Origin of the sequence: Dermacoccus sp. Tok2021 (assembly GCF_019895135.1) — a bacterium.
GTDB lineage: Bacteria > Actinomycetota > Actinomycetes > Actinomycetales > Dermatophilaceae > Dermacoccus > Dermacoccus abyssi.
This window is the reverse complement of record NZ_JAGTHU010000004.1, coordinates 44,323-69,762: the sequence shown is the minus strand read 5'-3', so window position 1 is coordinate 69,762 and position 25,440 is coordinate 44,323. Positions and strand designations below refer to the sequence as shown.

Below are 25,440 nucleotides of genomic sequence, written 5' to 3'. Positions count from 1 at the left end.
CTTTGATCGGTCGGGGCGGGCAGCGGCGTGTATGGGCGTCAGCGTCACAGATGGCTCTTGAGCTGCGGCATGAGCCACGCCCAGAACTTCTTCGCGCCGTCCGAGGTGTAGTGGACGCCGTCCTCGCGCATGACCTTGCCGTCGATCTTCTCGATCGGCTTGCCGTCCTTGCACAGCCACGACGACGGGTCGACGGCGTGGACGCGATCGGGGTGCGCCTTCGCGAAGTCGTCGATAATGGCGTTGAGCGCCTTGGCGCGCGCCGGGTCGTTGCGGTCGAGCGCCAGATCCTGGCCTTCGACCTCGAACTTCGGCTGGTCGTAGCAGGCGACCTTCGGGATGAAGACCTGCGTCTTCGGGCCGAACGCCGCGAGGCCCTTCTCGAGGCGCGAACGGTAGTAGCGCGCGTACTCGGGCGACTGCTCCTTGAGCACCTTGCCGTCGACGTAGTGGTCGTAGACGTCCCAGCCGCCCATCGACCAGACGACGACCTTCGCGTTCGAACTCTTCACGGCGTTCTCCCACCCGGAGAACACGTCGCGGCACTCGGGGTTGTCCTGCGATTGACGCACGCCGTTGACGACGAGCCACTGCTCGGCGGTACCACACCCGATTTTCGCGCTACCCGTGACGGAGACACCCGGGTAGGAACCGGCGGGGAACTGGAAGGCGAGGCCGTAGCCGACCGAGTCACCGACAACCGCGATCTTCTTGTCGCCCGAACCCGTCGTCGTGTCGAGCTGCGAACCCGACTTGGCGTCGGTCACCGGCTTGATGCCGAGCGTGGCGAGGACGACGACGGCGACCGTCACCGGCAGGGCGAGGCTCCACGCCGCGATCGACTTCGTGTGGCCGAGGCGCTTCTGCAGCTTCTGCGTGCGGATCGGCTGCTCGATGAAGTAGTAGGAGATCGTCGCGAGCCCGACGGTCAGCGTTAGGCGGACCACGAGCAGGACGAGCTCGTTCCAGCCCGTTCGCTCCTCGTTGAGGAAGACGAAGATCGGCGAGTGCCACAGGTAGATGCCGTACGACAGCTCACCGATCCACACGATGGGCTTCCAGCTGAGGAACTCGGCGAAGACCGACCCGGGCCAGACCTCGATGGCCACGATGATGAGGCAGATGAGGATCGAGAAGAGCACGCTGCCGCCGAGGAAGACCCAGGCGGACGTCTCGTTGGGGCCGAAGAAGAAGGCCAGCATGCCGCCGAACGAGGCGATGCCGATCCACGTCAGCTTCTCGGCGTTCGCGCGCAAGGTGCGCTTGCGCCAGTACGTCATGGCCACGGCGAGCGCTGCGCCGAGCAGCAACTCGTTGGCGCGGGTGTCGGTGCCGTAGTAGATGCGCGACGGGTCGGGCGTCGGCATCGGCTTGATCTGCGAGGTGTAGATTCAGGCCTGGACGATGGCCGACAGCACGATGAGGACGACGAGCCCCTGCGCGATGCGCTGCCGGCGCCCGTTTGCCATCGTCATGAGGCCGAGAAGGAGGATCGGGAAGACGAGGTAGAACTGCTCCTCGATGGCCAGCGTCCACATGTGGCGGAACGGGCTGGGGTCGCCGGTGCTCGCGAAGTAGGACTCGCCCTCGAGAATGAAGCGCCAGTTGGCGACGTAGAAGAGGGTCGCGAGACCGTCGCCGCGCAGGTTCGCCTTGGCGCTCTCGGTGAGGATTCGCGCCCCGATGAGCGTCACGACGGCCACGACGACGAACAGCGCCGCAAGGAGGCGTCGTGCGCGGTTCTTGTAGAAGCTCACGAGGTCGATCGAGCCCCAGCGCGACGCCTCCTTGAGCAGCAGCCCGGTGATGAGGTAGCCGGAGAGCACGAAGAAGACGTTGACCGAGAGGTAGCCGCCCGGAATCCACTCCGGGTTGGCGTGATAGATCATCACGGCCACGACGGACAGCGCGCGGATACCGTCCAGCGCGGGACGTCGCTTGCTGCGCGCCAGAGCGGGCACCTCGTGGTGCTGTTACCCGGTGGTGGTCGGCTGGGTCACGCGGTTACCTCGAAGTAAGGGGAAGAGCTACGTCAGCATAGGTGCGCAGGCGGGCTCGGCGGGGCCGTTCGTCGTTTCGCGAGGCGCCACTCCCGCCCTGTCTGCTCATATTGCGAGATTTGCGTTTCACACTGCAAGACGTCCGCTACTCTGCTCGTATGAGCGCGATCGATCTGGCAGTCATTGCAGGTGACGGAATCGGCCCCGAGGTGGTGGCCGAAGGGCTGAAGGTGCTCGACGCCGTGACGAACGGTGACGTCGAGCGAACCGAGTACGACCTCGGAGCCCGTCGGTGGAACGCCACCGGTGAAACGCTCCCGGATTCCGTCCTCGAGGAGCTGCGCGGCCACGACGTCATCCTCCTCGGCGCCATCGGCGACCCGAGCGCCCCCAGCGGCCTGCTCGAGCGCGAGCTGTTGCTGCGCATCCGCTTCGAACTCGACCACTACATCAACCTGCGTCCGTCCAAGTTGTTGCCGGGCGTGACGACGCCGCTCGCCGAGAGCGTCACAGCCAAGGGAATCGACTTCGTCGTCGTGCGCGAAGGCACCGAGGGTCCGTACACCGGCAACGGCGGCGCCCTGCGTGTGGGCACCCCGCACGAGATGGCGACGGAGGTGAGCGTCAACAGCCGATTCGGCATCGAGCGCACGGTTCGTGACGCGTTCGAGCGCGCGAACAAGCGTGAGCGCAAGAAGGTCACGCTCCTGCACAAGCACAACGTGCTCTCCTACGCGGGCCACCTGTGGCGCCGTACGGTCGAGGAGGTCGGGCGCGAGTACCCCGACGTCACGCACGACTACGCGCACATCGACGCGGCGATGATCTACATGGTCACCGACCCGTCGCGCTTCGACGTCATCGTCACGGACAACCTGTTCGGCGACATCGTCACGGACCTGGCGGCCGCGGTCACCGGCGGCATCGGCCTTGCGGCCTCGGGAAACATCAATCCCGAGGGCGCGGCGCCGAGCATGTTCGAGCCCGTGCACGGCTCGGCCCCCGACATCGCGGGTCAGGGCAAGGCCGACCCGACGGCCACCATCCTGTCCACGTCGTTGCTCCTGGCTCACCTCGGCCGGGAGGACGAGGCCCGACGCATCGAGGAGGCCGTCGTCGCCGACCTGGCAGCCCGCGGCTCGCAGCCGCGCTCGACCACCGAAATCGGCGACGCGATCGCCGGGCGGCTCTGAGCGACATCACCATCCGCGGACGGCGGCGGGCGGGGCACCTCGGACGAGGCGCCCCGCCCGCCGTTTCACGCGTTGCCCGTTGTCCGCACACCTCCCGTGCGGCGATATCCTGATCCGCAGTGACCCGGACCACTTTCTCTGGAGGAACCATGGCTCTGACCTTTTCGATGACGCCCAACCCAAGCCCGCGCGCTGACGCGGAGCGGGCCGAGATCCTGGGCAACCCGGGTTTCGGGCAGTCCTTCACCGACCACATGGTCGTCGCGACGTGGCGTGAGGAGTCGGGCTGGGGGGATGGGAAGGTCAAGGAGTACGGCCCCTTCCAGATCGACCCGGCCGCGGCCGTTCTGCACTACGCGCAGGAGATCTTCGAGGGTATGAAGGCCTACCGCCACGAGGACGGTTCGGTCTGGACCTTCCGCCCCGAGAAGAACGCTCAGCGTTTCAACCGCAGCGCCGACCGTCTCGCGCTGCCGAAGATCGACGAGGCCGACTTCGTCGAGTCGCTCAAGGCCATCGTCGCGGCTGACGAGTCGTGGGTGCCCGCGTTCGAGGACGGCGAAGCGAGCCTCTACCTGCGTCCGTTCATGTTCGCGTCCGAGGCCTTCCTCGGGGTTCGTCCGAGCAAGGAGGTGACCTACTCGGTCATCGCTTCGCCGGCCGGTGCGTACTTCAAGGGCGGCGTGAAGCCCGTGTCGCTGTGGCTCTCGCGTGACTACGCGCGCGCCGGCGTCGGCGGCACCGGTGCTGCCAAGTGCGGTGGCAACTACGCCAGCTCCCTCGCGGCGCAGATCGAGGCGAACGAGCGCGGCTGCGATCAGAGCGTCTTCCTCGACTCGGTCGAGGGCACCTACATCGAAGAGCTCGGCGGCATGAACCTCTTCCTCGTGACGAAGGACGGCGAACTCATCACGCCGGCGCTCACGGGCACCATCCTCGAGGGCGTCACGCGTGACTCCATCCTCGAACTCGCCACCGACCTCGGCCTTAAGCCGGTCGAGCGTCGCATCAAGATCGACGAGTGGATCGACGGCTGCAACGACGACACGATCACCGAGATCTTCGCCTGCGGCACCGCGGCCGTCGTCACGCCGGTCGGTCGCCTCGTGTGGGCCGACGGTGAGGTGACGTCCGGCCCCGAGGGCGAAGCCGGCCCGATGGCCACGAAGATCCGTGAGGCGTTGCTCGCCATCCAGAAGGGCAAGGTCGAGGACAAGCGCGGCTGGATGACGCGCCTGGCCTGATCGGCATGGCAAGTTCACACGACGACGAGCGACCGCATCTCGTCGCGAGCGATCTCGACGGAACGTTGCTGCGCAGCGACGGCTCCGTCAGCGCGCGCACCGGCGAGGTGTGGTCGGCGCTCGCGGGTGCGGGCGTGGAGACGGTCGTCGTCACCGCGCGCCCGCCGCGATGGCTCCATCACCTGAGCGACATCGTCGGCGGTACGCGTGACGCGCACAGCGTCGCGATCTGTGGCAACGGCGCCTTCGTCTACGACGTCGCCGATCGCGTCGTGCTCGAGTCGCACGGCTTCGAACCGGGCGTGGCGCGCGGCCTCGTCGGTGATCTGTTGCGGGAGTTCCCGAACGCGGGTGCTGCCGTGGAGACCGACCGGGGCATGTATCGCACGCGCGCCTATCCCGATCAGCACGTCGGTGAGCCCGGCCATGACACAGCCGTTGGTGACGTCACCGACTGCGAGCTCGCGGAACTGCCCGACGACCTCGTCGTCGGCAAGATCCTCATTCGCGACGAGGCCTGGAGCGACGACGCGTTCGTCGCCGACGTCACGCAGTGTCTGGGGGAGCGTGGCGTGCTGGCCTACTCCGGTGCGGGCGGGCTTGCAGAAATCTCGGCGCCCGGGGTGACGAAGGCCGTCCGGTTGGAGGCGTGGTGCCTCGAGCGCGGCATCGGTCGTGAGGCGGTCTGGGCGTTCGGCGACATGCCCAACGACCTACCGATGCTCGACTGGGCGGGCCGCGGCGTGGCCGTGGCCAACGCGCACGAGGACGTGCTCGCGGCCGCCGACGACAGGTGCGCTGCGAACGACGAGGACGGCGTGGCCGAGTACCTCGCCCGCCGCCTTCTCTGACTGACGCGAGATCAGGCTTGGGCGCGGTCGCTGGGAAGGGCGTCGCGCAAGCGACGACGCAGAGCTTGTGACCTGTCGACGAACTCCCTCTGGCGACGCACGTATTCGGCGCGACCGCGAGGGGTTTCGATCGGCACGACGCCATAGCCGAGGTCGCGCACGTCGTACGGGCTCGCCTCCATGTCGAGGGCGCGGATCTCCTTGGCCAACTCGAAGGCATCGACGACGAGTTCGCTCGGCACGAGCGGCCACAGCTTGTGAGCCCACTTGTAGACGTCCATGCCGGCGTGCAGACAGGCGGGCTGTTCGAAGTCGACCTGACGTTCGCGGGTGGGGCGCTCGCGGTTGAGGTCCACGGCGTCCGGCGTGAAGAAACGGTAGGCGTCGAAATGGGTGCAGCGGATGTCGGCGGCGTCGACGACAGCGTCGGTCGCGGCCTGGCTCAGACGCAGGGGGAGCTGTTCGTGACGCTGCTCGCCGGGCTGCAGCTTGTAGACCATCGCCCACTCGTGCATGCCGAAGCAGCCGAGGTGCGCAGGGCGGTCGAGGGTGGCCGTCAACAGTGAGCGGACGAACGCGATGGTGCGGTCGCGCGCCTGCGAGAAAGCACCGACGTCGAGAATCTCGGCGGGGCCGTTCGCCAGGTCGACACGACGGGTGTACTTGTCGTCCGTGATCGGGGTGCGTCCTGCGTCGTCGACGAGGAGCGCAACACCGGCGCCGGGATGCCAGCGGCGCAGCTTGCCTGGCGAGTGCGAGTAGTAGACGAAGAGGAAGTCCTCGACCGGGTGTTTGCGGTTCTCCTTGCGGCGTCCCAGGTGCGGGGCGATGTGCGGTTCGACGCGCGCGACGTGGGCCGCTTCGGAGGCGCTCCATTCGTCCGGGGTGAGAACAGCTCTCACGTCCTGGGAGTCCACTTGCGTGGGGCGGGTGGTGGCTGAGTCCTGCACCGGACCATCGTAGGGACGCCGCCGTTGCGCGACTACGGCGGACGTGGGCAACCGGCGCCGCGTCGATAGGATGACTGCATGCGTATCGCGAGGTTCACCACGGGCGACGACCCGATGTTCGGTCTGGTCGACGGGGCCGGCGAGAAGATCGCCGAGATCACCGGAGATCCGCTCTACACGAAGATCGAGCTGACCGGCACTGTGCACCAGGTCGAGGACGTTCGCCTGCTCGCACCGGTCATCCCGCGCAGCAAGATCATCGGCATCGGCCGCAACTACGCCGACCACGCCAAGGAAATGGGCAACGAGGTGCCCGCCGAACCCCTCATGTTCCTCATCCCGAACACCGCCGTCATCGGCCCGGGTGACCCCGTCGTCATGCCGGAGATCAGCGAGCGCGTCGACTACGAGGGCGAACTTGCCGTCGTCATCGGCCGGATGTGCAAGGACGTCTCGCCCGAGGAGGCGAAGAAGGTCGTTTTCGGTTACACGATCAGCAACGACGTCACCGCGCGCGACCTGCAGAAGAGCGACGGTCAGTGGTCACGGGCCAAGGGCTTCGATACCTTCTGCCCGCTCGGCCCGTGGATCGAGACCGACCTCGACCCGGCCGCCAGCCGAGTCACCACCCGCCTCGACGGCGAGGTCGTGCAGGACGGCCCCACCTCCGACATGATCTTCGGCGTCGCCGAACTCATCTCGCACGCGAGCCGCGCGTTCACCCTCCTGCCCGGTGACGTCATCCTCACCGGAACGCCGGAGGGTGTCGGTCCGGTCAAGGCCGGTCAGCGCGTCGAGGTCGAGGTGCCGGAGATCGGTGTCCTGGCCAACACCTACGTCGCGCTCGAGGAGTCGGAAGAAGCCTGACGAAACCGCTGGCCGGGCGCGAATCGGCCTGTGACGGAGGAAAGTCCGGCGCTATGGCGGCGAACATGAGTGTTGTCACATGCCTGGGTTTTCGCTGGGCGCTCGTTCTGGACTTACGCTGAAAGATGTGAATGACGCACCGATCGGCATCTTCGACTCCGGCTACGGCGGCCTCACGGTTGCCCGCGCCGTGCTCGACCAGCTGCCGCACGAGAAGATCATCTACCTGGGTGACACCGCCCGGGCGCCCTACGGTCCGCGTCCCATCGCCGAGGTTCGCCAGTACGCGCTCGAGTGCCTCGACTCGCTCGTCGAGCAGGGCGTCAAGGCCCTCGTCATCGCGTGTAATTCGGCGAGCGCCGCCGTCCTGCACGACGCTCGCGAACGCTACGACGTTCCCGTGGTCGAGGTGATCCGCCCCGCCACCCGCCGCGCCGCCGCTGCGACGCGCAACAACCGCGTCGGCGTCATCTCGACACAGGCCACTCACCAGAGCGCGGCCTACGTCGACAGTTTCGCCGCGGCACCGCAGGTGACCGTTGCCAGCGTTCCTTGCCCGCGCTTCGTCGAGTTCGTCGAGGCCGGCACGACGTCCGGGCCCGAACTCCTCACCGTGGCGCACAAGTACCTCGACGGTCTCGTCGACCAGGGCGTCGACACTCTCATCCTCGGTTGCACCCACTACCCGCTGCTCACCGGTGTCATCAGCTACGTCATGGGCTCGACGGTCACGCTCGTCTCCTCCGCCGAGGAGACGGCGAAGGACGTCTACCGCGTGCTGGCCGACATCGGTCAGTTGCGTGAGGACGACACTCCGCCGCAGCACCAGTGGACGACGACGGGCGATCCGCAGGTCTTCGAAAATCTCGCCCGACGCTTCCTCGGCCCCGAGGTGAGCGCCGTGACGCACGGGGCGGTGCTGTGAAGCTGACCGTCGTCGGCTGCTCGGGCTCCTTCCCGGGCCCCGATTCCCCCGCGTCCTGCTACCTCGTCGAGGCCGAGAGCGAGGGCCGTACCTGGTCGGTGTTGCTCGACTTCGGCAACGGTTCGCTCGGCGCCTTGCAGAACTACCGCGAGGTCGATGACATCGATGCCGTCGTCATCTCCCATCTGCACCCCGATCACTGCCTCGACCTGTGTAGTTACTTCGTCGTGCGCAACTACGACCCGCACGGCCGCTTCGACTCGCGTCTGCCCGTGTTCGCACCGCCCGGCGCCGAGGAGCGCATCACGCGCGCCTACATGGTGGACAAGTACGAGGACCTCTCGGGCGCGTACGAGTTCGTCGATCTCGCCGACCGCGCCACGTTCTCGGTCGGACCGCTGAACATCACCCCGTTCCTCGTCAACCACCCCGTCGAGGCCTACGGCCTGCGCGTCGAAGCCGACGGAGCCGTGCTCGCCTACACCGGCGACACCGACGCGTGTGACGCCCTCGTCGACCTCGAGCGCGACGCCGACCTCGTGCTCACGGACTCCGCCTTCGTCGACGGACGCGACGACGACCTCAAGGACGTCCACCTCACCGGGTCACGCGCTGCGAAGGCCGCCCAGGACGCCGGAGCGAAGCGACTCGTGCTCACGCACATTCCGGCCTGGACGCCCGTGGAGGACTGTGTGCGCGACGCCAAGACCGTCTGGGCGGGCGAGGTCGAGGTTGCTCGCGCGGGCCAGCGCTACGAGCTGCGCGCATGACGAGTTCGTCCGCGACGCCAGAGGAACTCGACGTCGAACACCGCCTCGTCGTCTACGGGACGCTCGCGCCCGGCGAGCCGAACGAGCACGTCATGGCGGATATCCCCGGCAGATGGACGCCCGCCGTTGTTCGCGGCACGCGCGTCGACTCAGGCCGGGGCGCAGCGTTCGGATACCCGGGGCTGACGCTCGACGACGCCGACGACGTCAACTGTGTCCTGTTCGAGTCGGCCGAGCTGCCGCGCCACTGGCCGCGCCTCGATCACTTCGAGGGGCCGGGGTATCGCCGCGTTGTCGTCGAGGTACGCGCCGAGGGGCGCGTTGTCGAGGCGTACGTCTACGAGTTGTCCGGCCTCTGAGCCGACCGGAAAGTCGGGTGACCGCGCCCGCCCCCTCTGACAGGGTGAAAGCATGAACGGTCCCCCTTCCGGCATCGCCTATCCGCGGCCCCTGCGTCCCGGCGACACGATCGCGGTGACGGCATCGTCCGCGCCCGTGCGCCCCGAACACGAGGGGCGCCTCGACTTCGTCATCGGGTGGCTTCGTGACCGTGGCTACCGTGTCGTCGAAGGGGAGTGTCTGCGCGGCGAGAGCGTCGTGAGTGCGCCCGCGCAGGATCGCGCGGACGAGTTCAACGCCTTCGTGCGCGATCCGTCGGTGCGCGCCGTCGTGCCACCGTGGGGTGGGGAGACAGCCATCGACATCGTCGATCTGCTCGACGCCGACGCGCTCGCAACCGACCCCACCTGGGTGGTCGGGTGGAGCGACATCTCGACGCTGCTTCTGCCGCTGACGCTCCGTTCGGGCGTGGCGACCCTCCACGGCCAGAACCTCATGGACACGCCCTACGACCTGCCGCGCGGAACGGCGCACTGGCTCGATGTCGTCGCACGCGAGCGCGGCGAGGAGCTCGTGCAGCAGGACCCGGGTGTGCGCCGTCGCGGTGGTTGGGACGACTGGTCGAGGCTGCCCGCCGTCACCCGCGTCGACCTGAGCGAACCCGCGAGCTGGCGCTATGACGGCGGAAGCCTCGACGTCACGGGAAGGCTCATCGGCGGGTGCCTCGACGTCGTGTGTCACCTGGCCGGCTCGCCGTTCGGCGACGTGCCACGGTTCGCCGAGCGGTGCCCGGAAGGCACGATCGTCTACCTCGAGAACTGCGAGGCCCCCGCTCTCGACGCGGCACGCATGCTGCACGGCCTGCGGCTGGCGGGCTGGTTCGACGGCGCTCGTGCCGTGCTGCTCGGCCTAACGGGAGCGAAGGCGAGTGGCGACTTCACCCAGGACGACGCCGTGGAGGACGCCCTGGGACAGCTGGACGTTCCCGTCGTGCGTGACGTCGACTTCGGCCACGTGCCGCCCGGGAACGTCCTCGTCAACGGAGCACTCGCCCGCGTGACGATGGACGGCCCGCGTCACGAGATCCGGCAGAGCTTCGTCTGACCCCGTCCGCCCGTCGAGGGCGTCGGCAGCTTCGCGTCCTCTCGATAGGGTGGTGCCCATGACTGACGCCAGCTCACCCCGCCACGACGGACGTACCCCCGACCAGCTGCGCGAGGTGCGCATCACCCGCAACTGGCTCGACCACGCCGAAGGCAGCTGCCTCGTCGAGTTCGGTCGCACGCGCGTGCTGTGCGCCGCCTCGTTCACCGAGGGCGTGCCGCGCTGGCTCAAGGGCCAGGGCACCGGCTGGGTGACGAGTGAGTACGAGATGCTGCCGCGCTCGACGAACACGCGCAGCGACCGTGAGGCCCGCAAGGGCAAGGTCGGCGGGCGCACGCACGAGATCTCGCGCCTCATCGGCAGAAGCCTGCGCGCCGTCATCGACACGAAGGCCCTGGGCGAGAACACCATCGTCATCGACTGCGACGTGCTCCAGGCGGACGGCGGTACCCGTACCGCGTCGATCACGGGTGCTTACGTGGCGCTCGCGGACGCCATTCGGGACGCGCAGGAGCGCGGTCTCATCAAGAGCTCCGCGAAGCCGCTCACCGACTCGGTCGCGGCCATCAGCGTCGGCATCGTCGAAGGGCGCCCCGTCCTCGACCTCGACTACCCAGAGGACTCGACGGCCGAGACGGACATGAACGTCGTCATGACGGGTTCGGGCGGCATCGTCGAGGTGCAGGGAACTGCCGAGGGCGCACCGTTCAGCCGTGACGAGCTGAACGCGCTCCTCGACCTCGCGGCGGGTGGCATCACGACGCTCACACAGAAGCAGAGCGAAGCCCTCGAGGCCGACGCGCGGGAGCGCATCCAGTGACGGGGGAGCGCACGCGCATTGTTCTCGCGACGCGCAACGTCGGCAAGATCGCCGAGTTCCAGCACCTGCTCGACGACGCCCGCCTGGCCATCGACGTCGTCGGCGTGAGTGAGTTTCCGGATCTCGTGGACACCGTGGAGAGCGGCGTCACCTTCGAGGAGAACGCTCGTCTCAAGGCCGACGACGTCAGTCGAGCCACGGGGCTGCCGGCGCTCGCCGATGACTCCGGGCTCTCCGTCGATGTGCTCGGCGGCTCACCCGGGGTGTTCTCGGCGCGCTGGGCCGGACGCCACGGTGACGACGAAGCGAACCTGGAGCTCCTGCTCGCACAGACCGGCGACGTGCCCCTCGAGAGGCTGACCGCGCGCTTCCACTGCGTCGTTGCGCTCGCGGTGCCCGGCCAGGCGACGCAGGTGGCCGACGGCGCCGTCGAGGGACGCCTCACGCGTGATCGTCGCGGTGAGGGCGGTTTCGGGTACGACCCGATCTTCGAGTTGCCCAGCGGGCGGACCATGGCCGAGCACAGCCCCGAGGAGAAGGCGGCCATCAGTCACCGCGGCGTGGCGTTCCGTTCCATCCTTCCGGCGGTGGCAGCGCTGGGCTGACGGCCGTCACCGGTTCGGAACGGGCGCGAAGGCGGCGTCGACACGGGGCTCGGCGCCGGGTACGCCGGTGGTCCGTGTGGCCATCACCTGGGCGTTGGCCAGTCCGGTCACCTTCATGCAGTCCATTCGGTACTGCAGGGTGCGGATGTCGGACCCCGGAGCCTTCTGAGCCGGGCCAGAAAGGCGCGTCGTGCAGCGCGTCGCGTAGCTCGAGAGTGTGAGCACCGATCCCTCCGTGGCTCGCACGACGAGTGTGGCGCGGTTGCCTTGGTGCGTGGCCGTGACAACTTCGATCGTCGGGCGGGTGGTCGAATCGGGTCCTGCTACGGGCGTGGGCTGTCCCTGTGCCTCAGGGCCACCGATTCCGACGACCGCCTGATCTGATGCGTGGAGCCTCCACCGCTCCACGTTCCGGTGAGGATGGGCAGGTTCATCGCGCCACCGGCACAGTGCAGGACGTAGAGGGTGTCGGTCGTCGAGGCGGCACCCCGGACAGGAGCCGCGAGAGGACGTTCGCTCATGATCCGGCAGGATGGTCGCCCCGGCGTGTCGAAGGGAGTGGTCGCTGTCGTCGGCCGCCCGTCCGTGAGGGAGAACGATCCGTTCGCAGCGGATGCGACGGTGACCGTGTGGGCGCGGCCGCGTGATGTGAGGTGCACGCTCCGCACCCACAACTCGGTGCGACGATCGGCGCGAGTCCGCGGTTCGGCGACGGGGCGCTCGAGGAAGCCCTCGTCCAACCGCGGCACCTCGCTCGGGACGACCATGCGAGTGGTGCTGGATGACGAACGGGGGAAGCTCGGTGCAGAGGTGCAGCCCACAAGGGGCACGAGGCCGACGAGCCCGACAAGTGCGGCGAGGAAGACTCCCGTGCGCGGGAACGTGCGCTTCGTGTGCCCTGACCACGTCATACGCGCCCCGCCTGCCGAAGTGTCACCCGAGGGGCCGACGGTTCGAGCGTGACCGTGGTGCCTCGATGCGCTCAGCGTAGGCACGTTCGGAAGGTCCTGTCAGCGACGGCGCCCGTCCACCCGCGACGACCGGCCTATCGCGTCGACGCCGTCGAGGAAGCGGTCGACTTCCCTTCCTTGGCGGGTGGCAGCGATACCTGGGCGGCTTCGTAGCTCGGAGGCTCCCCGACCTTGGCCCTGGTTCTCATCGCCGTCAGGGTGAGGTCGAGGCGTGTGTACCCGGCGGAGCACTCGATCTCGTAGAGGTTCTCCTGAGCCCCGGCGCGCTTTCGGGAAGGTCCGAGGCGTTTCGACGTGCAGGTTCCCTCCTGAGGCGCGCTCGCCTCGGGCTGCGCCGGGTCGACGCTCAGGGTTGCACCGGCAGGAGCCCAGGCACGAACGACGAGTGCCTTCGCGGTCCGCGAGGTGGAGACGACGGTGGGCGGCATCGTCACGTCGGTGATGGCTTCTGCGGTTTCCGTGGTCGGGGGTCGCCCTTGCGCGGAGGGGCCACCCAGCGTGAACACTGCTTCGCTGCCGCCGCCCGACGTTTCGCTCCGCGTCCACGACCCTGCGAGGGAGGGGGCTCGAAGTGCGGCGCCGGTGTGACAGGTGACGCTGTATCGGGTGTTCACCCCTGCAATTGCACCGGGCACCTTCGCCGAGAGGGGAACTCGACGTTGCACCGCGCACGGATACGTCACCACGGTATTGCCGTCGTCGGACCAGGTGTCGGCGATGGCGAATTCAGTGCCCGGCATCGACAGGGCGGTCAAGGAATACTCCCCTCCGGAGTAGTCGGCCTCGCGCACCCAGATTTCGCCAGGGATGTCGGTCCACTCGATCGAGTGGTCGGTGTCCTCCACACTCGGCTCTTCGCCGGTGGGATCCATGCCGTCGACGGCGACGTCTTCGGTAGCGGTCGGCTTGACCATGCGGCTCGTCGACGAGGCACTGAAGACCTGGGCGTCCGAGCACCCGGTCACGAGGACCACACAGGCGAACGTGGTGGCGAAGGCGGTGAGCGAACGGCGCACGTCGTCTCCCTCGACTGCGGGTGACGCCCGCGCGTGCCGGACTCGAGCACGGGCCGGTGATTCACCTTAGGGCCGACATCGCGGAGGTTCCATGGATGTTCGGTCTCGGTGCGATCTCGATTCTGCCGAGCCACGTGTGGGCGCGGCAACGCTGCCCTCGCACGGGCTGGGGAGTGCGCCTGGGGAGACTTGAACTCCCACGTCCTAAGACACCAGAACCTAAATCTGGCGCGTCTGCCAATTCCGCCACAGGCGCAGCGCGCACGAGTGTACGCGAGCGGTGGTGACCGTCGCCGGGGCCGCCACCGCTCGTGGTCATCTCACTCGGAGAGGCCGAGAGCCTTCTTCAACGAGGCGACGTGACCCGTTGCTTTGACGTTGTACCGAGCCACCTCGATGTTGCCCTCCTCGTCGACGACGAACGTCGAGCGGATGACGCCGACGACGGTCTTGCCGTACAGCTTCTTCTCGCCGTAGGCGCCGTACGCCTCGAGTGTCTCCTTCGACTCGTCGGAGAGCAGCGGGTACGTGAGCGATTCCTTCGTCACGAACTGGGCCAGCTTGGCGGGGGAGTCGGGGCTGATCCCGACGATGTCGTAGCCAGCAGCGCGCAGCGGCTCGAGAGAGTCACGGAAGTCGCAGGCTTCCCTCGTGCACCCCGGCGTCATGGCGGCCGGGTAGAAGAAGATGATGAGCTTGCGACCGGAGAAGTCGCCGAGGCTGACGGTTGCACCCTTGTCACTCGTGAGCGTGAACGACGGTGCAGGGGTGCCGGTCTCGAGGCGGGTCATGGGAAGTCCTTCCGGTGAAGATGCCGCGGTGCGTTAACCTGTGGGTCAAGAGCCTAGTTTTCCGCACGTGGCAAGGAGATCCACACCATGGCACCCAAGACCGCCAAGCAGATCGAGGCCGAGCTGGCCGCGTCGCGTTCGCGTCTCGCCGGCACGATCGACGAGCTGGCCTTCCGCGCCCAGCCCAAGGAGATCGCGAAGCGTCAGACGGAGAGCGCTCGTCTCGCTCTGACGGACGCTACGCGCACCGCCGACGGCGACCTGCGTCAGGACCGCGTCGCGATGGGTCTCGGTGGCGTCGGCGCGTTCATGCTTCTCGTCGGCCTCGCGAAGCGTCTGCGTTCCTGATTCGTATCGCATGACGAAGGCCCGGTCTTCCCACGTGGGAAGACCGGGCCTTCGTCATGCGCGCTCAGGGGCCGCCTGAGGGCAAAGCAAAGGCCCACCGTTGCCGGTGGGCCTTTCTTCGGTGCGCCAACAGGGACTCGAACCCCGAACCCGCTGATTAAGAGTCAGCTGCTCTGCCAATTGAGCTATTGGCGCGCAACGAGGTGAAACATTACCTGAACGCACGATGAAACGTGAAATCCCCGCAATGGCGGCGATCCACGGCGTGCTGACGCCGGGTCTCGACGCACGCCGTGCCCTCCCGGCGGGCGATTCGACGTGGAGGTTCGCCGGGCAAAGCGAAAGGCCCACCGTTGCCGGTGGGCCTTCCTTCGGTGCGCCAACAGGGACTCGAAAACTGATACAGGTCAGGTGCTCCGCACTCTACCGCGCTGTTCCGGGCTGGTCGTGTTTGTTCCGCGACCCTTTCGGGCACTCCGGGGCGCTTGTTCGCTCCCTGGGGTGCGGCCCAAATCGGGCGCTAAAACGCTTGCTCCCTCGAGGGAGCAAGCGCCTGCGAGAGCCACGATGACGCGGGCATGATGAGCACCATGACGGACTACCCACGCACCGTCGCCGCCGAAGAACTCCGGCCGGGCGACGTCGCCCTCATCGACGGTGAAGACCGCCTTGTCTTTCGGGCTCGGAGCACCCACGCATCGTGCCCGTCTCGAGGGCGCTGATCGCCGCCTGCGTGCAACCGCACAAGGCCGCCAGGTTGCGCTGGCTGTAGCCCTTGCGCTTGCGAGCGTGGATCAGGCTTTCCGGATCCTTGACCCTCATCCATACCTCCCGGCTGTACCGACCTCGGGGTCGCTTGCGGTTCATAAAGCCCTCCGTTTCGACGTGTGACAAGTGAATCGTGACACGCGCCCCACTCGCTTGTCTAGACGGCATGGCCTTTTCCCGCGTGCCGTGCGGCATCTGGCATGTTTCACTTGTCGCTGAAATTGGTTTGGCCGCTGGTACTAGCGGGACAACGCAACGGAGGCTTGCGGCATGACGAACGACCTGACACTCCGAGAGGTCGCCCAGTCGATCCTTGACGAGAACCAGGTCAGCGGGCGTCAGTTGAGCGAACTCGCACGCAAGAGGGGGCTGACGCTCAGCTACACGACGATCAACCGTCTTGCCGCCGGCGACTACACATCGCATCCCAGCGACAAGACGTTGACCGCGTTAGCCATGATGTCCCGCTACTCGGTGGAGCAGGTCTACGCGGCCGCGGGTGCTCCGGTGCCCCTCAAGCCGCTCGCCGAGGACTTGCCGCCCGATGCCGACACGCTCACCCCTGAGCAACGCGACACCGTGCTCTCGGTCGTTCGTCAGTTCGCCAAGGCCAACCGGGCCCTGGCACAACTCGAGCGACAGGAGCAGCGTCATGGCACGCCGCAAGAAGGAACCCCCAATACGCAGGCCGCGGGGAGCGCGGCCCACAACGAACACAACGACGTCATGCCGGCGCCGCCAACCGCAGACGAGGTCGGGTTGGCGGCCAACCGCGCCCCCCGCGAGCGCGCCTTCGACGACCAGAACGAGGGCTGAACGTTGCCTCTCCCGCCGATGAGCGGCGACGGCTTCCTGCCTGTCGCACCCGGCCCCCACTTCGCAACGCTCGACGAGGTGCGCGACCGCTTCGTGACGCACGCACCGAACGTTGTGCAGCGGGAGCGGGTGTTCCGGGGTCTCGAGATCTGGATCGAGCAGGCGCGTGACCTGTATGGCTCCGGCCGCGTATGGATCGACGGTGGCTTCGTCACACACAAGGCGGACGCGCCCGACGACGTCGACGTCGCCTTCTTGCCCGACGATCGGGAGCGCGCTACGACCGCCATGGCGTCGGCCCACGGGCTGGGATTGCTCACGATGCAGAATCTGATGTGCGACATTGGATCAGTGGCGCGTCTTCAGCCTGTCGGTGGTCTGGTGGATGCTTTCCTGGTCGATGCTGACGACGACATGGACGTCGAGAACATGACCTGGCTGTTCTCACAGGTGAAGGGCGTGAAGCACGTCCGCAAGGGCTTCGTAGAGGTGGTGATCTAGATGAGTGAAATCGACGCGGAAGTCGAAGCCACGGCGCTGGCCGAGTGGTCCGAGCGCCGGGAGTGGCTCGTCGAGCGTCTCCGCCGTGAGCCCAAGGACCTATTTGACCGCGTGACGCGGGAGCATCTGCGCATTGCGTGGAACGATTACGCGCCCGAGCACATGCATCTTGACGACAACCGCGTCGCCCTTGAGGTCCACGCCGAACTCGGCCGACTGACGTCGAAGGACATCGCCTACGTCTCCGAAAAGTTCTCACGCGCGGTCGCAGCGATTGGTGCAGAGGTGCGAAGCCTGGCCACCACTGGCGAGCAGCTCACGCAGGCGGACTACGCGCGAGCACCGATCTACATGACGTCTACGCCGCAGGGTGTTCTTATCTTCACCCCCGGCGCCGGCTCACCTGTTGGAGACGGGCGCGCCCGTTCCTACGCGGAGACCGCCCTGGACCGCTTGGCAAACGTCCTGCCCGAGGCCGAGGACGACTCAGGGGTTCGCGACCGTCTGAACGGGCTCGAGGCGCGCACGGCGAGAGCTGTACTAGAGGTGGCCGAAGCCGCGAAGCGGGTGCAGGGTTTGAGCATGTCGTACCGTTCGGACAAGACCAAGGAGCCGGTGGACGCGGTCATGACGCAGGCCCAAGCCCGTGACATCGAAGACTTGCTCAGTGACTCGAGCGAGCAGGTCGAGCCTGCGGCGTTCACGGGCACTCTCGATGGCATGCGGATGAGGCGACGGGCCTTCTATCTCGAGCTCGACAACGGAACCTCCGTCTCGGGCGTCATCGACGAAGACGCGCTCGAAGACGCGAAGCGACTCATCGACCAGCGGGTGCACGCCATCATGCAGAAGGTGACACGAACGACGCGGGGACAGCGCACGCTCAAGCCCACGTACCGGCTGCTCAGGGTCAAGCTGGCCCCAGACGCGGCAACACTCGATCAGGGCTAGCGCACCTGTCGGTGCTCGCCTCTACTCTCCATCGGGTGAGGCACAACCCGTGGCGCACCTTGCGCGAACAGCACTCTGAGTGGCACGTCCACTTCGTGCCTGCCCTGCTGGGAGAGGCCCTCGGTATTACGCGCTGGGGCGATCGGACGATCTGGCTCGCACATGACCTCACGCAGGTCCAGCGCCGCTGCGTCCTCGAGCACGAGCGACAGCACATTCTGCGCGGCCCGGCCGGTCAGGGCGACGACGAGGAGCGCGCCGTAGAGATGGCCACCGCGCGCGAGCTCGTCACCCTCGACGACCTCGTCGACGCTGCGCGGTGGTCAACCGACCTCCGACAGATCGCTGATCACTGCTGGGTGACGCTTGACGTCCTCATGTGCCGCCTACGCCACCTGCACCCCGCCGAGCGATTCGTGCTGCTCGAAGGCGCGCAGCACCACCGCTGTGCCTAGTTACGACTCGTCGGCCGTCTTCCACGTGGCGCGCTCGGTTCCTTCCGCGCCCTCATATGTCTCGACCTGGAAGTCTTCACTCCGAAGGCGGGCCTTCCCGTCGTCCGGCTTGTCCAGGTTCGTCACCCGGAGGCTCGCGATGCTGCTCGCGTCCGAAGCGCTCTTCAATGCGAGGCCGATCTTCTGCGCCTGGACCTTAAGGTCGTCTCCCGTCGTCGAGGCGCCACAGACGCGGACGATCACGTCCCGCTTCGCCGCGTCGGCGCTTGAGGCGATCTCCTGAACGGCCGTGACCTTGAGGCCGCCGTCTAACTTCGCGCCAGCTGCAGCTCGAGCGTCCGGCGTCGAGGGTGAGAGCGCCTTGCATGCCGGGGCGGTCGAACTCGACGCCGTGGTGCTCTTGGAAGGCGATGACGCTTCCTTCGAGTCTCCACCGCTGCAAGCAGTGAGAGCGAGAGCGGACAACGCAACGATGGCGACAGTGGGCTTCATGTCTCGGAGCGTAGCGCCTGACACGCGAAACGAGGCCCCATCCCCGACAAGGGATGGGGCCTCGGTGGTGGCTCGAACTACGTCATGACGCTTCGCGCAAATGCTTGCCCGCGAGCGCCGTGAGGTCGGGGAGGCTGCGGGCGGTGGCTGCGGCGACTTGGTCGGCGTTTTCTCGGGCGAGGTGTCCGTAGACGTCGACGGTGGTCTGGATGGATTCGTGTCCGAGGTGGCGTTGGAGGGCGGGGAGGCTGACGCCGGCTTGGAGTGACCATGCGGCGTTGGTGTGGCGGAGGTCGTGGACGGGGGCGTTTGCCGGGGCCCACCTCGAGGGTTTTGAGCTTCCATCGTCCGGTCTTGGGGTCCTTGACGCGTTCGACCTGGTCGCCGGCGAAGGCTGCGCGGGCGGGGTGCCAGACGTTGCGGTAGAACGTGGGGGCCTTGATGTGGTCGCCGGCGGCGTTGAGGAAGACGAGTTCTTCGGGGCGGCGGCCGGCGGTGACGGCGGCGATTGCGGTCATGACGTGCGGGGGAGCGGTGATGGTTCGTCGGGCCCGGCGCGTCTTCGGGACGCCGAGTTCGTGTTGGGCGCCGCGGTCGGTGGTCTTCCATGCCTGGCTGACGTTGATCGTGGAGTCGGCGAAGTTGACGTTCCTGATCTGCAGGGCCGTGAGTTCGCCGAAGCGCATGCCTGTGCCGGCGAGGGACACGACGAACGGCTGATAGAAGGGCTGGACGCGGGCGATGAAGCGTTGGAACTCGTCGGCGGTGAGGTAGACGTGGTCGACCTCGGGCGTGCGGGGCAGGCGTGTGCCTTCGCACGGGTTGGAGACCATCTTCCCGGCGCGGGAGGCCTTGTGCAGGGCGTCGGAGAGCAGGGAGTGGCGGTTGCGGATGGTCTTGCCGGCGTGGCCGCGGGTCTCGTGCATCCAGATAACCCATCGGGCGATCTCGTCCTCGTCGAGCATGTCGAGCGTCGTGTCCATGAAGTGGGGACGGATGTCGAGCTCGACGTAGCGACGGTAGGTGGCGCGGGTGCCGGTGGTGATGCCGGTGAGGCGGTCGATGTGGTGCACGACCCAGGCGACGTGTCCGTGGTCTGCTTCGGGGCCTCGTCGTCGAGGTAGGCGAGGGCGCGGGCGGGGCCGACGGCGTTGAACAGCGCGAGCCACTTGTTGGCGCTGTCCTCGTCGGTGAAGGGCACGACGCGCTGCTGGTTGAGCTCGTCGCGCCAGCGCACGCGCCAGCGCACGCGCGAACGGGTGCCGGTGGAGCCGGTGCGGGTCTCGATGTATGCCATGCCAGGGGCCTCTCGTCCGAAGTTTGTTCGAACCCTAGAGGCGCCCACCGTCAGCGGGTACGAGAAGAGCGGCTAGGGGTCTTGCTCCCTAGCCGCTCCCTCGAGCATGACGGTGGCCGTCATTTTCCGCGTCATTCCGCGGTTATTTCTAGTGCGCCAACAGGGACTCGAACCCCGAACCCGCTGATTAAGAGTCAGCTGCTCTGCCAATTGAGCTATTGGCGCGCAACGAGGAGAAATCTTACCTCAGGGCCGTCTGGTGGCCAAATCGGTTGCCGCAGAGGGGGCGTGGGCCGGTTCGACCCCACCTCCCGAGGGGTGGGCGCCGCGGGTCATCGGGGGTCTTCACCTCTACGGGCGCACTGCACAGGTGGCGTCGGGACGATAGATTCTGGCGAGAACCTTTTCGATCATCGAGATCTCGGAGACGAACGACATGACCGACCTACCTGACACCGGGGTCGAGCGTCCGTACGGCGAACCGCCCGTGCTCGACGCCAAGCCCGACTACAAGGTGGCCTTCAAGCGCACCCTGGCGAAGTTCTCGCAGGATCAGTGCACCGACCTCGCCGCCGCGCTCACCTACTACTCCATCCAGGCCATGGTGCCCGCGATGATCGCCGGCGTCTCGCTGCTCGGGCTGTTCGGCGACGGCAAGGAGACGACGAACAGCGTCGTCACGTCGATTGCCGCCATCGCCGGCACGGACGAGAGCGAACTCGGCGGCATCCGCAACTTCATCGACGGCCTGCAGACGAGTGGTGGCGCCGGCTTCGCGTTCTTCTTCGGCATCCTGCTCTCGCTCTGGTCGGCCTCCGGATACGTAGGGGCCTTCGCCCGCATGCAGAACCGCATCTACGACGTCGCGGAAGGTCGTCCCGTCTTCAAGCTGCGCCCGTGGCTGTACCTCGTGACGATCATCCAGGTCATCCTGCTCGTCATCGCCGCGATGGCGCTCGTCATGACCGGCCCGGTGGCGAAGGAAGTGGGGTCGCTGATCGGACTCGGCGACACCGCCGTCATGGTCTGGGACATCGCGAAGTGGCCCTTCGTCGTCCTCATCGTCATGTTCATCATCGGCCTCATGTTCTGGGCCACGCCGAACGTGCGACGCCCCTTCAAGCAGGGCATCTTCAACCCTGGCGCCGTGCTGGCGTTCTTCGTGTGGGTCATCGGCTCCGCGGCGTTCGCCTGGTACGTGTCCAACATGGGCAACTACGGCAAGTACGGCCAGCTCGCCACGGCGATCATGGTGCTGCTGTGGCTGTGGATCACGAACCTCGCGATGCTGTTCGGCGCCGAGTTCGACGCCGAGACGTTGCGTACCCGTCAGCTCAAGACGGGCTACCCGGCCGAGGAACTCGTCCTTCTGCCCGTGCGCGACGAGAGTGGCATCGACAAGAAGGCCGAGAAGTACGACGACCTCGTGGAGGCGGCGCACCAACTGCGCGTCGACTCGGGCGTCCCGGATGAAGCGGTCGAGAACATGATGCCTGTCGTGCCGGCAGAGCGTTCGAACGAGCGCACCACCGCTGCGCAGAGCAGCTCCCCGGAGAAGCAGCCGGTCACGCCGTCGACCCGCACGCTCGAGGGCGCGCCCAAGATCGCTGCCGCGACGAAGGACGAGGCGCCGGACCTCAGCGACGACGCCACCGTCACCAAGGCTCAGCGTCGAGCCGACGCCAAGCCGAGCCGCGACGCCGCGGCGCAGGCCGAGCGCGAACGTGCCGAGGTGGCCGCCGACCGTGAGCAGCGCCGTCGCCGTGCGCTCGCTGAGGGCCAGCACAAGCGGGCCGTGCGGGAGCGTCTCGCCGCGCAGGAGGCGAAGGTCAAGGCCGAGCAGAAGAAGGTCGAGGCCGAGCGCCTCAAGGAGGCCAAGAAGGCGGAGGCAGAGCGTCCGCTGGAGGAGAAGTGGGCTGAGGTCGAGAGCAACCGTGCTCGCTACGACCACTCGAACACGCGTGAGTTCCGTGCCGTGAGCGCCGAGCGTGAAGACCGCCGTCGTCGGTGGTTCGAGGGCAAGCGGGGCTGATCTCCCGACTCGATATGCTTGCACCCCACCCCGCCACGGGGTGGGGTGCACGCATTTGGCCAGCCTGAAGGCTCGCTTAGGATGTGGGGCGTGACTGACTCCGACCGCGCCCACACCGACCGCATCGTCTGGATCGACTGCGAGATGACGGGCCTCGACCTCGAGAACGACGCCCTCATCGAGGTCGCCGCGCTCGTCACCGACTTCGAACTCAACCAACTCGGTGACGGCGTTGACGTCGTCATTCGCCCCGAGCCGGAGGCTCTGGAGCAGATGGGCGACTTCGTGCGGGAGATGCACACCAAGTCCGGTCTGCTCGAGGAACTCGAGCACGGGGTGAGCATGGAGGAAGCCCAAGCCCTCGTCCTGGAGTACGTCATGACTCACGCTCCGGACGCTGGAAAGGCGCCGCTCGGCGGCAACACGGTGAGCACCGACCGTGGCTTCCTGGAGCGCGACATGCCCCAGCTGGCCGGCCACCTGCACTACCGCACGATCGATGTCTCCTCCATCAAGGAGCTCTCGCGCCGCTGGTACCCGCGGGCGTACTTCAACGCCCCCGCCAAGAACGGCGGTCACCGCGCTCTCGCCGACATCCGTGAGTCGATCGCGGAGTTGCGCTACTACCGTGAAGCGGTCTTCGTCGAGCAGCCCGGGCCGTCGTCCAACGAGGCCCAGGTCATCGCGAAGAAGTTCCAGGTCGAGGGCTGACCTTCGGCCGCGCGCGATTAGGGGTTCGGCGGCGCCGTCGGGTATATTCGTCGGCGCTGCCTGACCCGGGGTTCCCCGGTCGCGCACATGGTGGGTATAGCTCAGCAGGTAGAGCACCTGGTTGTGGTCCAGGATGTCGCGGGTTCAAGTCCCGTTACTCACCCCAGACGCGAAACCCCCTGACATTTCAGGGGGTTTTGTGTTTTCGCAGGGCCTTCGCCTCGTGAGGCGCGGGTGCTGCGTGAGCCCCCGTAGCTCAGTTGGATAGAGCAAGAGCCTTCTAATCTCTAGGTCGCAGGTTCGAATCCTGTCGGGGGTGCGGTTTACTCGGGTGGACCCGAGCGAAGCGAGTGGTCCGCGCCGCAACAACAGATGGCTGGCCAGGAGCCGTCGTTCGAACGTGACTTTGGTCCCGTGCTGTGGGGCTGGCGGCTGCTATTTCACGACGATAGGTTAGGTTTACCTCGCTCAGGTATACCTAACCCGCTCTGGGGGTGCTCGTGTTCGGCAACTATCTCGTCGGTCTTCGCGAAGGCCTGGAGGCGTCGCTCGTCGTCGTCATCCTCGTCGCGTATCTCGTGAAGTCGGATCGACGACACCTCCTGCCGAGGATCTGGCTCGGTGTGGGCGCGGCTGTGGGCGTTTCCCTCGCTTTCGGCGCACTCCTCACGTACGGCCCCAACGGCCTGACGTTCGAGGCGCAGGAGGCCATCGGTGGTGGCCTGTCGATCGTCGCCGTCGGCTTCGTCACCTGGATGATCTTTTGGATGGCGCGTTCGGCGCGCACCCTCTCCGGTGACCTCAAGAGCCACGTCGATCGTGCGGCCGAGGCTTCGCGTGCCTCCCTGGTCGTCGTCGCGATGCTCGCCGTCGGCCGCGAAGGGCTCGAGACCGCGCTCTTCCTCTGGGCCGCGACGCAGGCTGCCAGCTCTGGCTCGTCGTCGTCCACCGCGCCGCTCGTGGGTGCCGCGCTCGGTATCACGACGGCCGTCGTCCTCGCCTTCGCGTTCTACAAGGGCGCGCTCAAGCTCAACCTGTCGAAGTTCTTCACGTGGACGGGTGGCTTCCTCATTCTCGTCGCCGCGGGTGTTCTCGCCTACGGCGTCCACGACCTGCAGGAAGCGCGCATCCTGCCCGGTCTGCACAACCTCGCCTTCGACGTGAGCGACACCATCGAGCCCACCTCGTGGCTCGGCACGCTCCTCAAGGGCACCCTCAACTTCTCGCCGGCCACGACGTGGCTGGAGCTCATCGTGTGGGTCAGTTACGTCGCCGTCGTCATGACGATCTTCGTCAAGCGCGTGCGTGCCTCCCACAACCCCAAGGCCGCGACGCCGGCTTCGACCACTCCCCAGAAAGTGACGGCATGACCACCCGACCCACCCTCGCTCGCAGCGGCGCCCTGCTCGCCGTCGCCGGCCTCGCACTCGCAGGCTGCACGAGCAACTCGTCCTCGTCCGACTCGAAGTCCGGCGACGGCAAGCTGACCGTCTCCTCGACCGCCTCCGAGTGCAAGGTCTCCAAGTCCGAGGCGCCGTCGGGCAACGTCGTCTTCAGCGTGAAGAACGAGGGCGACAAGGTCACCGAGTTCTACCTCCTCGGTGAGGACAAGCTACGCATCGTCGGCGAGGTCGAGAACATCGCTCCGGGTCTCACGCGTGAACTCGTCGTCAAGGCGGCGCCGGGCGACTACTACACGGCGTGCAAGCCGGGCATGGTCGGCAAGGGCATCGCCGCCAAGTTCAAGGTCACCGACTCCGGCAAGGACCTCGCGCCCAGCGGAGCCGACAAGCAGCTCGTCGAGACCGCCGACAAGCAGTACCAGTCGTACGTCAAGGACCAGGCCAGCTCGCTCACGACGCAGACGACGAAGTTCGTCAACCTGTACAAGGCCGGTAAGGACGACGAAGCCCGCGCCCTCTACGCCAAGGCGCGTCTGCACTGGGAACGCATCGAGCCCGTGGCCGAATCCTTCGGCGACCTCGACCCGAAGATGGACCTGCGCGAGGCCGACCTCGAGAAGGGCCAGGAGTGGACCGGCTGGCACCGTATCGAGAAGGACCTGTGGCCGCCGAAGACCGGCTACACGGCCATGTCGAAGGCTGATCGCACGAAGATCGCCGACCAGCTGCTCAAGGACACCAAGACCCTCGAGAAGCGCACGAAGACGACGACGTTCTCCGCCGACAAGATCGGCAACGGCGCGAAGGCGCTCATGGACGAGGTTGCCACCGGCAAGGTCACCGGCGAGGAAGAAGCCTGGTCGCACACCGACCTGTGGGACTTCCAGGGCAACGTCGACGGCGCCCGCATCGCCTGGGAGAACCTGCGTCCGCTGCTCAAGAAGAAGGACGCGTCGCTCGATTCGAGCATCGCGACGAAGTTCGCCGCGCTGCAGAAGCTGCTCGACAAACACAAGGTCTCGGGCTCGGGTGACGACGTCGTCTTCAAGACGTACGACAAGCTGAGTGACGCCGAGGTCAAGGAACTGTCGAATGCAGTCAACGCCCTGAGTGAGCCGCTGTCGAAGCTGACCGCAGCCGTCACGTTGTGAGGTGTGCCTTCGCCCCCGCGCTCGGCGTGGGGGCGAAGGCAACCGCGCGGGAAGCCGCGCGCGAAGGAG

General features: G+C 67.1%; 28 protein-coding genes, 5 tRNA genes and 2 pseudogenes. 21 read left to right on the top strand and 14 right to left on the bottom strand.

Going from position 1 to position 25,440, the window contains the following annotated elements:
* Window positions 1–44: 44 nt before the first annotated feature.
* Together K9D12_RS03985 and K9D12_RS03980 are read right to left on the bottom strand one after the other, a co-directional pair.
* Window positions 45–1,367, bottom strand: a complete 1,323-nt coding sequence (locus K9D12_RS03985; RefSeq protein WP_223059553.1) for an acyltransferase family protein — start codon at window positions 1,365–1,367, stop codon at window positions 45–47.
* 24 nt (window positions 1,368–1,391) lie between these two features.
* Window positions 1,392–1,961 carry an acyltransferase gene (locus K9D12_RS03980; protein ID WP_223059552.1) on the bottom strand — a complete coding sequence of 190 codons (570 nt, stop codon included), beginning with the start codon at window positions 1,959–1,961 and terminating at the stop codon, window positions 1,392–1,394.
* A 197-nt stretch (window positions 1,962–2,158) separates the two neighbouring features.
* Here K9D12_RS03980 and K9D12_RS03975 point away from each other — a divergent pair, with 197 nt between their 5' ends.
* The 3 genes from K9D12_RS03975 (at window position 2,159) to K9D12_RS03965 (ending at window position 5,288) form a co-directional block, all read left to right on the top strand.
* Window positions 2,159–3,193 carry a 3-isopropylmalate dehydrogenase gene (locus tag K9D12_RS03975; protein WP_047311332.1) on the top strand — a complete coding sequence of 345 codons (1,035 nt, stop codon included), beginning with the start codon at window positions 2,159–2,161 and terminating at the stop codon, window positions 3,191–3,193.
* Window positions 3,194–3,342: 149 nt separating this feature from the next.
* Window positions 3,343–4,437 (top strand): branched-chain amino acid aminotransferase, encoded by a 1,095-nt coding sequence (locus K9D12_RS03970; RefSeq protein ID WP_223059551.1) that lies wholly within the window; start codon window positions 3,343–3,345, stop codon window positions 4,435–4,437.
* Window positions 4,438–4,442: 5 nt separating this feature from the next.
* Window positions 4,443–5,288, top strand: a complete 846-nt coding sequence (locus K9D12_RS03965; RefSeq protein WP_223059550.1) for an HAD family hydrolase — start codon at window positions 4,443–4,445, stop codon at window positions 5,286–5,288.
* Window positions 5,289–5,299: 11 nt separating this feature from the next.
* Here the strand turns inward: K9D12_RS03965 and K9D12_RS03960 are convergent, their stop codons facing one another.
* Complete coding sequence (locus K9D12_RS03960) at window positions 5,300–6,238, bottom strand: 3-methyladenine DNA glycosylase (RefSeq protein ID WP_370633448.1); 939 nt, start codon at window positions 6,236–6,238, stop codon at window positions 5,300–5,302.
* A 78-nt stretch (window positions 6,239–6,316) separates the two neighbouring features.
* On the opposite strand from K9D12_RS03960, the gene K9D12_RS03955 reads away from it, so the two are divergent.
* The 7 genes from K9D12_RS03955 to rdgB all read left to right on the top strand — a co-directional run bounded on the left by K9D12_RS03955 (window position 6,317) and on the right by rdgB (window position 11,668).
* Window positions 6,317–7,105: a fumarylacetoacetate hydrolase family protein gene (locus K9D12_RS03955; RefSeq protein WP_223059549.1), complete on the top strand. Its 789-nt coding sequence runs from the start codon at window positions 6,317–6,319 to the stop codon at window positions 7,103–7,105.
* Window positions 7,106–7,232: 127 nt separating this feature from the next.
* The gene (gene murI / locus K9D12_RS03950; protein WP_223059548.1) at window positions 7,233–8,030 is read left to right on the top strand and encodes a glutamate racemase; all 798 of its coding nucleotides are present in this window, start codon (window positions 7,233–7,235) and stop codon (window positions 8,028–8,030) included.
* Complete coding sequence (locus K9D12_RS03945; protein WP_129662823.1) at window positions 8,027–8,800, top strand: MBL fold metallo-hydrolase; 774 nt, start codon at window positions 8,027–8,029, stop codon at window positions 8,798–8,800. Before murI ends, K9D12_RS03945 begins: the two co-directional genes overlap by 4 nt.
* Window positions 8,797–9,159, top strand: coding sequence for a gamma-glutamylcyclotransferase (locus K9D12_RS03940; RefSeq protein ID WP_047311338.1), 363 nt, complete (start codon window positions 8,797–8,799; stop codon window positions 9,157–9,159). The genes K9D12_RS03945 and K9D12_RS03940 overlap by 4 nt, the downstream gene beginning before the upstream one ends.
* Window positions 9,160–9,211: 52 nt before the next feature.
* Window positions 9,212–10,243 (top strand): S66 peptidase family protein, encoded by a 1,032-nt coding sequence (locus K9D12_RS03935; protein ID WP_223059547.1) that lies wholly within the window; start codon window positions 9,212–9,214, stop codon window positions 10,241–10,243.
* 58 nt (window positions 10,244–10,301) lie between these two features.
* Window positions 10,302–11,063 carry a ribonuclease PH gene (gene rph, locus K9D12_RS03930; protein WP_047311340.1) on the top strand — a complete coding sequence of 254 codons (762 nt, stop codon included), beginning with the start codon at window positions 10,302–10,304 and terminating at the stop codon, window positions 11,061–11,063.
* Window positions 11,060–11,668, top strand: a complete 609-nt coding sequence (rdgB, locus tag K9D12_RS03925) for an RdgB/HAM1 family non-canonical purine NTP pyrophosphatase (protein WP_047311341.1) — start codon at window positions 11,060–11,062, stop codon at window positions 11,666–11,668. Before rph ends, rdgB begins: the two co-directional genes overlap by 4 nt.
* A gap of 6 nt (window positions 11,669–11,674) precedes the next feature.
* Here rdgB and K9D12_RS03920 read toward each other — a convergent pair whose 3' ends face one another.
* From K9D12_RS03920 to bcp, 5 genes are all read right to left on the bottom strand, one after another.
* Window positions 11,675–11,893: a hypothetical protein gene (locus tag K9D12_RS03920; protein WP_223059546.1), complete on the bottom strand. Its 219-nt coding sequence runs from the start codon at window positions 11,891–11,893 to the stop codon at window positions 11,675–11,677.
* 98 nt (window positions 11,894–11,991) lie between these two features.
* Window positions 11,992–12,579 (bottom strand): hypothetical protein, encoded by a 588-nt coding sequence (locus K9D12_RS03915; RefSeq protein WP_223059545.1) that lies wholly within the window; start codon window positions 12,577–12,579, stop codon window positions 11,992–11,994.
* 134 nt (window positions 12,580–12,713) lie between these two features.
* Complete coding sequence (locus K9D12_RS03910) at window positions 12,714–13,655, bottom strand: hypothetical protein (RefSeq protein ID WP_223059544.1); 942 nt, start codon at window positions 13,653–13,655, stop codon at window positions 12,714–12,716.
* 174 nt (window positions 13,656–13,829) lie between these two features.
* Window positions 13,830–13,911: transfer RNA gene (locus K9D12_RS03905), tRNA-Leu, on the bottom strand.
* Between the two features lie 64 nt (window positions 13,912–13,975).
* A complete protein-coding gene (gene bcp, locus K9D12_RS03900) occupies window positions 13,976–14,446 on the bottom strand; it encodes a thioredoxin-dependent thiol peroxidase (protein ID WP_223059543.1) in 471 nt (156 codons plus the stop codon).
* 87 nt (window positions 14,447–14,533) lie between these two features.
* Here bcp and K9D12_RS03895 point away from each other — a divergent pair, with 87 nt between their 5' ends.
* Entirely contained in the window at window positions 14,534–14,794 is a 261-nt protein-coding gene (locus tag K9D12_RS03895) for a DUF3618 domain-containing protein (RefSeq protein WP_047311345.1), read from the top strand.
* A gap of 122 nt (window positions 14,795–14,916) precedes the next feature.
* Here the strand turns inward: K9D12_RS03895 and K9D12_RS03890 are convergent.
* Window positions 14,917–14,989, bottom strand: a tRNA-Lys gene (locus tag K9D12_RS03890).
* Window positions 14,990–15,442: 453 nt separating this feature from the next.
* Complete coding sequence (locus K9D12_RS15225) at window positions 15,443–15,616, bottom strand: helix-turn-helix transcriptional regulator (protein WP_223059542.1); 174 nt, start codon at window positions 15,614–15,616, stop codon at window positions 15,443–15,445.
* A 216-nt stretch (window positions 15,617–15,832) separates the two neighbouring features.
* Between K9D12_RS15225 and K9D12_RS03880 the strand changes: the two genes are divergently transcribed.
* Genes K9D12_RS03880 through K9D12_RS03865 form a run of 4 tightly spaced genes read left to right on the top strand, consistent with a single transcriptional unit; the run spans window position 15,833 to window position 18,285 of the window.
* Window positions 15,833–16,378 carry a hypothetical protein gene (locus K9D12_RS03880; protein WP_223059541.1) on the top strand — a complete coding sequence of 182 codons (546 nt, stop codon included), beginning with the start codon at window positions 15,833–15,835 and terminating at the stop codon, window positions 16,376–16,378.
* Between the two features lie 18 nt (window positions 16,379–16,396).
* Window positions 16,397–16,879 (top strand): hypothetical protein, encoded by a 483-nt coding sequence (locus K9D12_RS03875; RefSeq protein WP_223059540.1) that lies wholly within the window; start codon window positions 16,397–16,399, stop codon window positions 16,877–16,879.
* Entirely contained in the window at window positions 16,880–17,830 is a 951-nt protein-coding gene (locus K9D12_RS03870; RefSeq protein WP_223059539.1) for a hypothetical protein, read from the top strand.
* Between the two features lie 35 nt (window positions 17,831–17,865).
* The gene (locus K9D12_RS03865) at window positions 17,866–18,285 is read left to right on the top strand and encodes an ImmA/IrrE family metallo-endopeptidase (protein WP_223059538.1); all 420 of its coding nucleotides are present in this window, start codon (window positions 17,866–17,868) and stop codon (window positions 18,283–18,285) included.
* Here the strand turns inward: K9D12_RS03865 and K9D12_RS03860 are convergent, their stop codons facing one another.
* The 4 genes and pseudogenes from K9D12_RS03860 to K9D12_RS03850 form a co-directional block, all read right to left on the bottom strand.
* Window positions 18,286–18,777, bottom strand: a complete 492-nt coding sequence (locus K9D12_RS03860) for a hypothetical protein (RefSeq protein WP_223059537.1) — start codon at window positions 18,775–18,777, stop codon at window positions 18,286–18,288.
* Window positions 18,778–18,859: 82 nt separating this feature from the next.
* A pseudogene (locus tag K9D12_RS15065) lies at window positions 18,860–19,018 on the bottom strand (hypothetical protein); the annotation flags it as partial.
* 184 nt (window positions 19,019–19,202) lie between these two features.
* Window positions 19,203–19,610, bottom strand: a pseudogene (locus tag K9D12_RS15060) (tyrosine-type recombinase/integrase); the annotation flags it as partial.
* 616 nt (window positions 19,611–20,226) lie between these two features.
* Window positions 20,227–20,299, bottom strand: a tRNA-Lys gene (locus K9D12_RS03850).
* 211 nt (window positions 20,300–20,510) lie between these two features.
* Between K9D12_RS03850 and K9D12_RS03845 the strand changes: the two genes are divergently transcribed.
* The 6 genes from K9D12_RS03845 (at window position 20,511) to efeO (ending at window position 25,371) form a co-directional block, all read left to right on the top strand.
* Window positions 20,511–22,106 carry a YihY/virulence factor BrkB family protein gene (locus K9D12_RS03845; RefSeq protein WP_129662837.1) on the top strand — a complete coding sequence of 532 codons (1,596 nt, stop codon included), beginning with the start codon at window positions 20,511–20,513 and terminating at the stop codon, window positions 22,104–22,106.
* A gap of 81 nt (window positions 22,107–22,187) precedes the next feature.
* Window positions 22,188–22,817 carry an oligoribonuclease gene (gene orn, locus K9D12_RS03840; protein WP_223059536.1) on the top strand — a complete coding sequence of 210 codons (630 nt, stop codon included), beginning with the start codon at window positions 22,188–22,190 and terminating at the stop codon, window positions 22,815–22,817.
* A 90-nt stretch (window positions 22,818–22,907) separates the two neighbouring features.
* Window positions 22,908–22,983, top strand: a tRNA-His gene (locus K9D12_RS03835).
* 79 nt (window positions 22,984–23,062) lie between these two features.
* Window positions 23,063–23,136: transfer RNA gene (locus K9D12_RS03830), tRNA-Arg, on the top strand.
* Window positions 23,137–23,317: 181 nt separating this feature from the next.
* The gene (gene efeU, locus K9D12_RS03825) at window positions 23,318–24,187 is read left to right on the top strand and encodes an iron uptake transporter permease EfeU (RefSeq protein WP_223059535.1); all 870 of its coding nucleotides are present in this window, start codon (window positions 23,318–23,320) and stop codon (window positions 24,185–24,187) included.
* The gene (gene efeO, locus K9D12_RS03820) at window positions 24,184–25,371 is read left to right on the top strand and encodes an iron uptake system protein EfeO (RefSeq protein ID WP_047311347.1); all 1,188 of its coding nucleotides are present in this window, start codon (window positions 24,184–24,186) and stop codon (window positions 25,369–25,371) included. Before efeU ends, efeO begins: the two co-directional genes overlap by 4 nt.
* Window positions 25,372–25,440 lie beyond the last annotated feature (69 nt).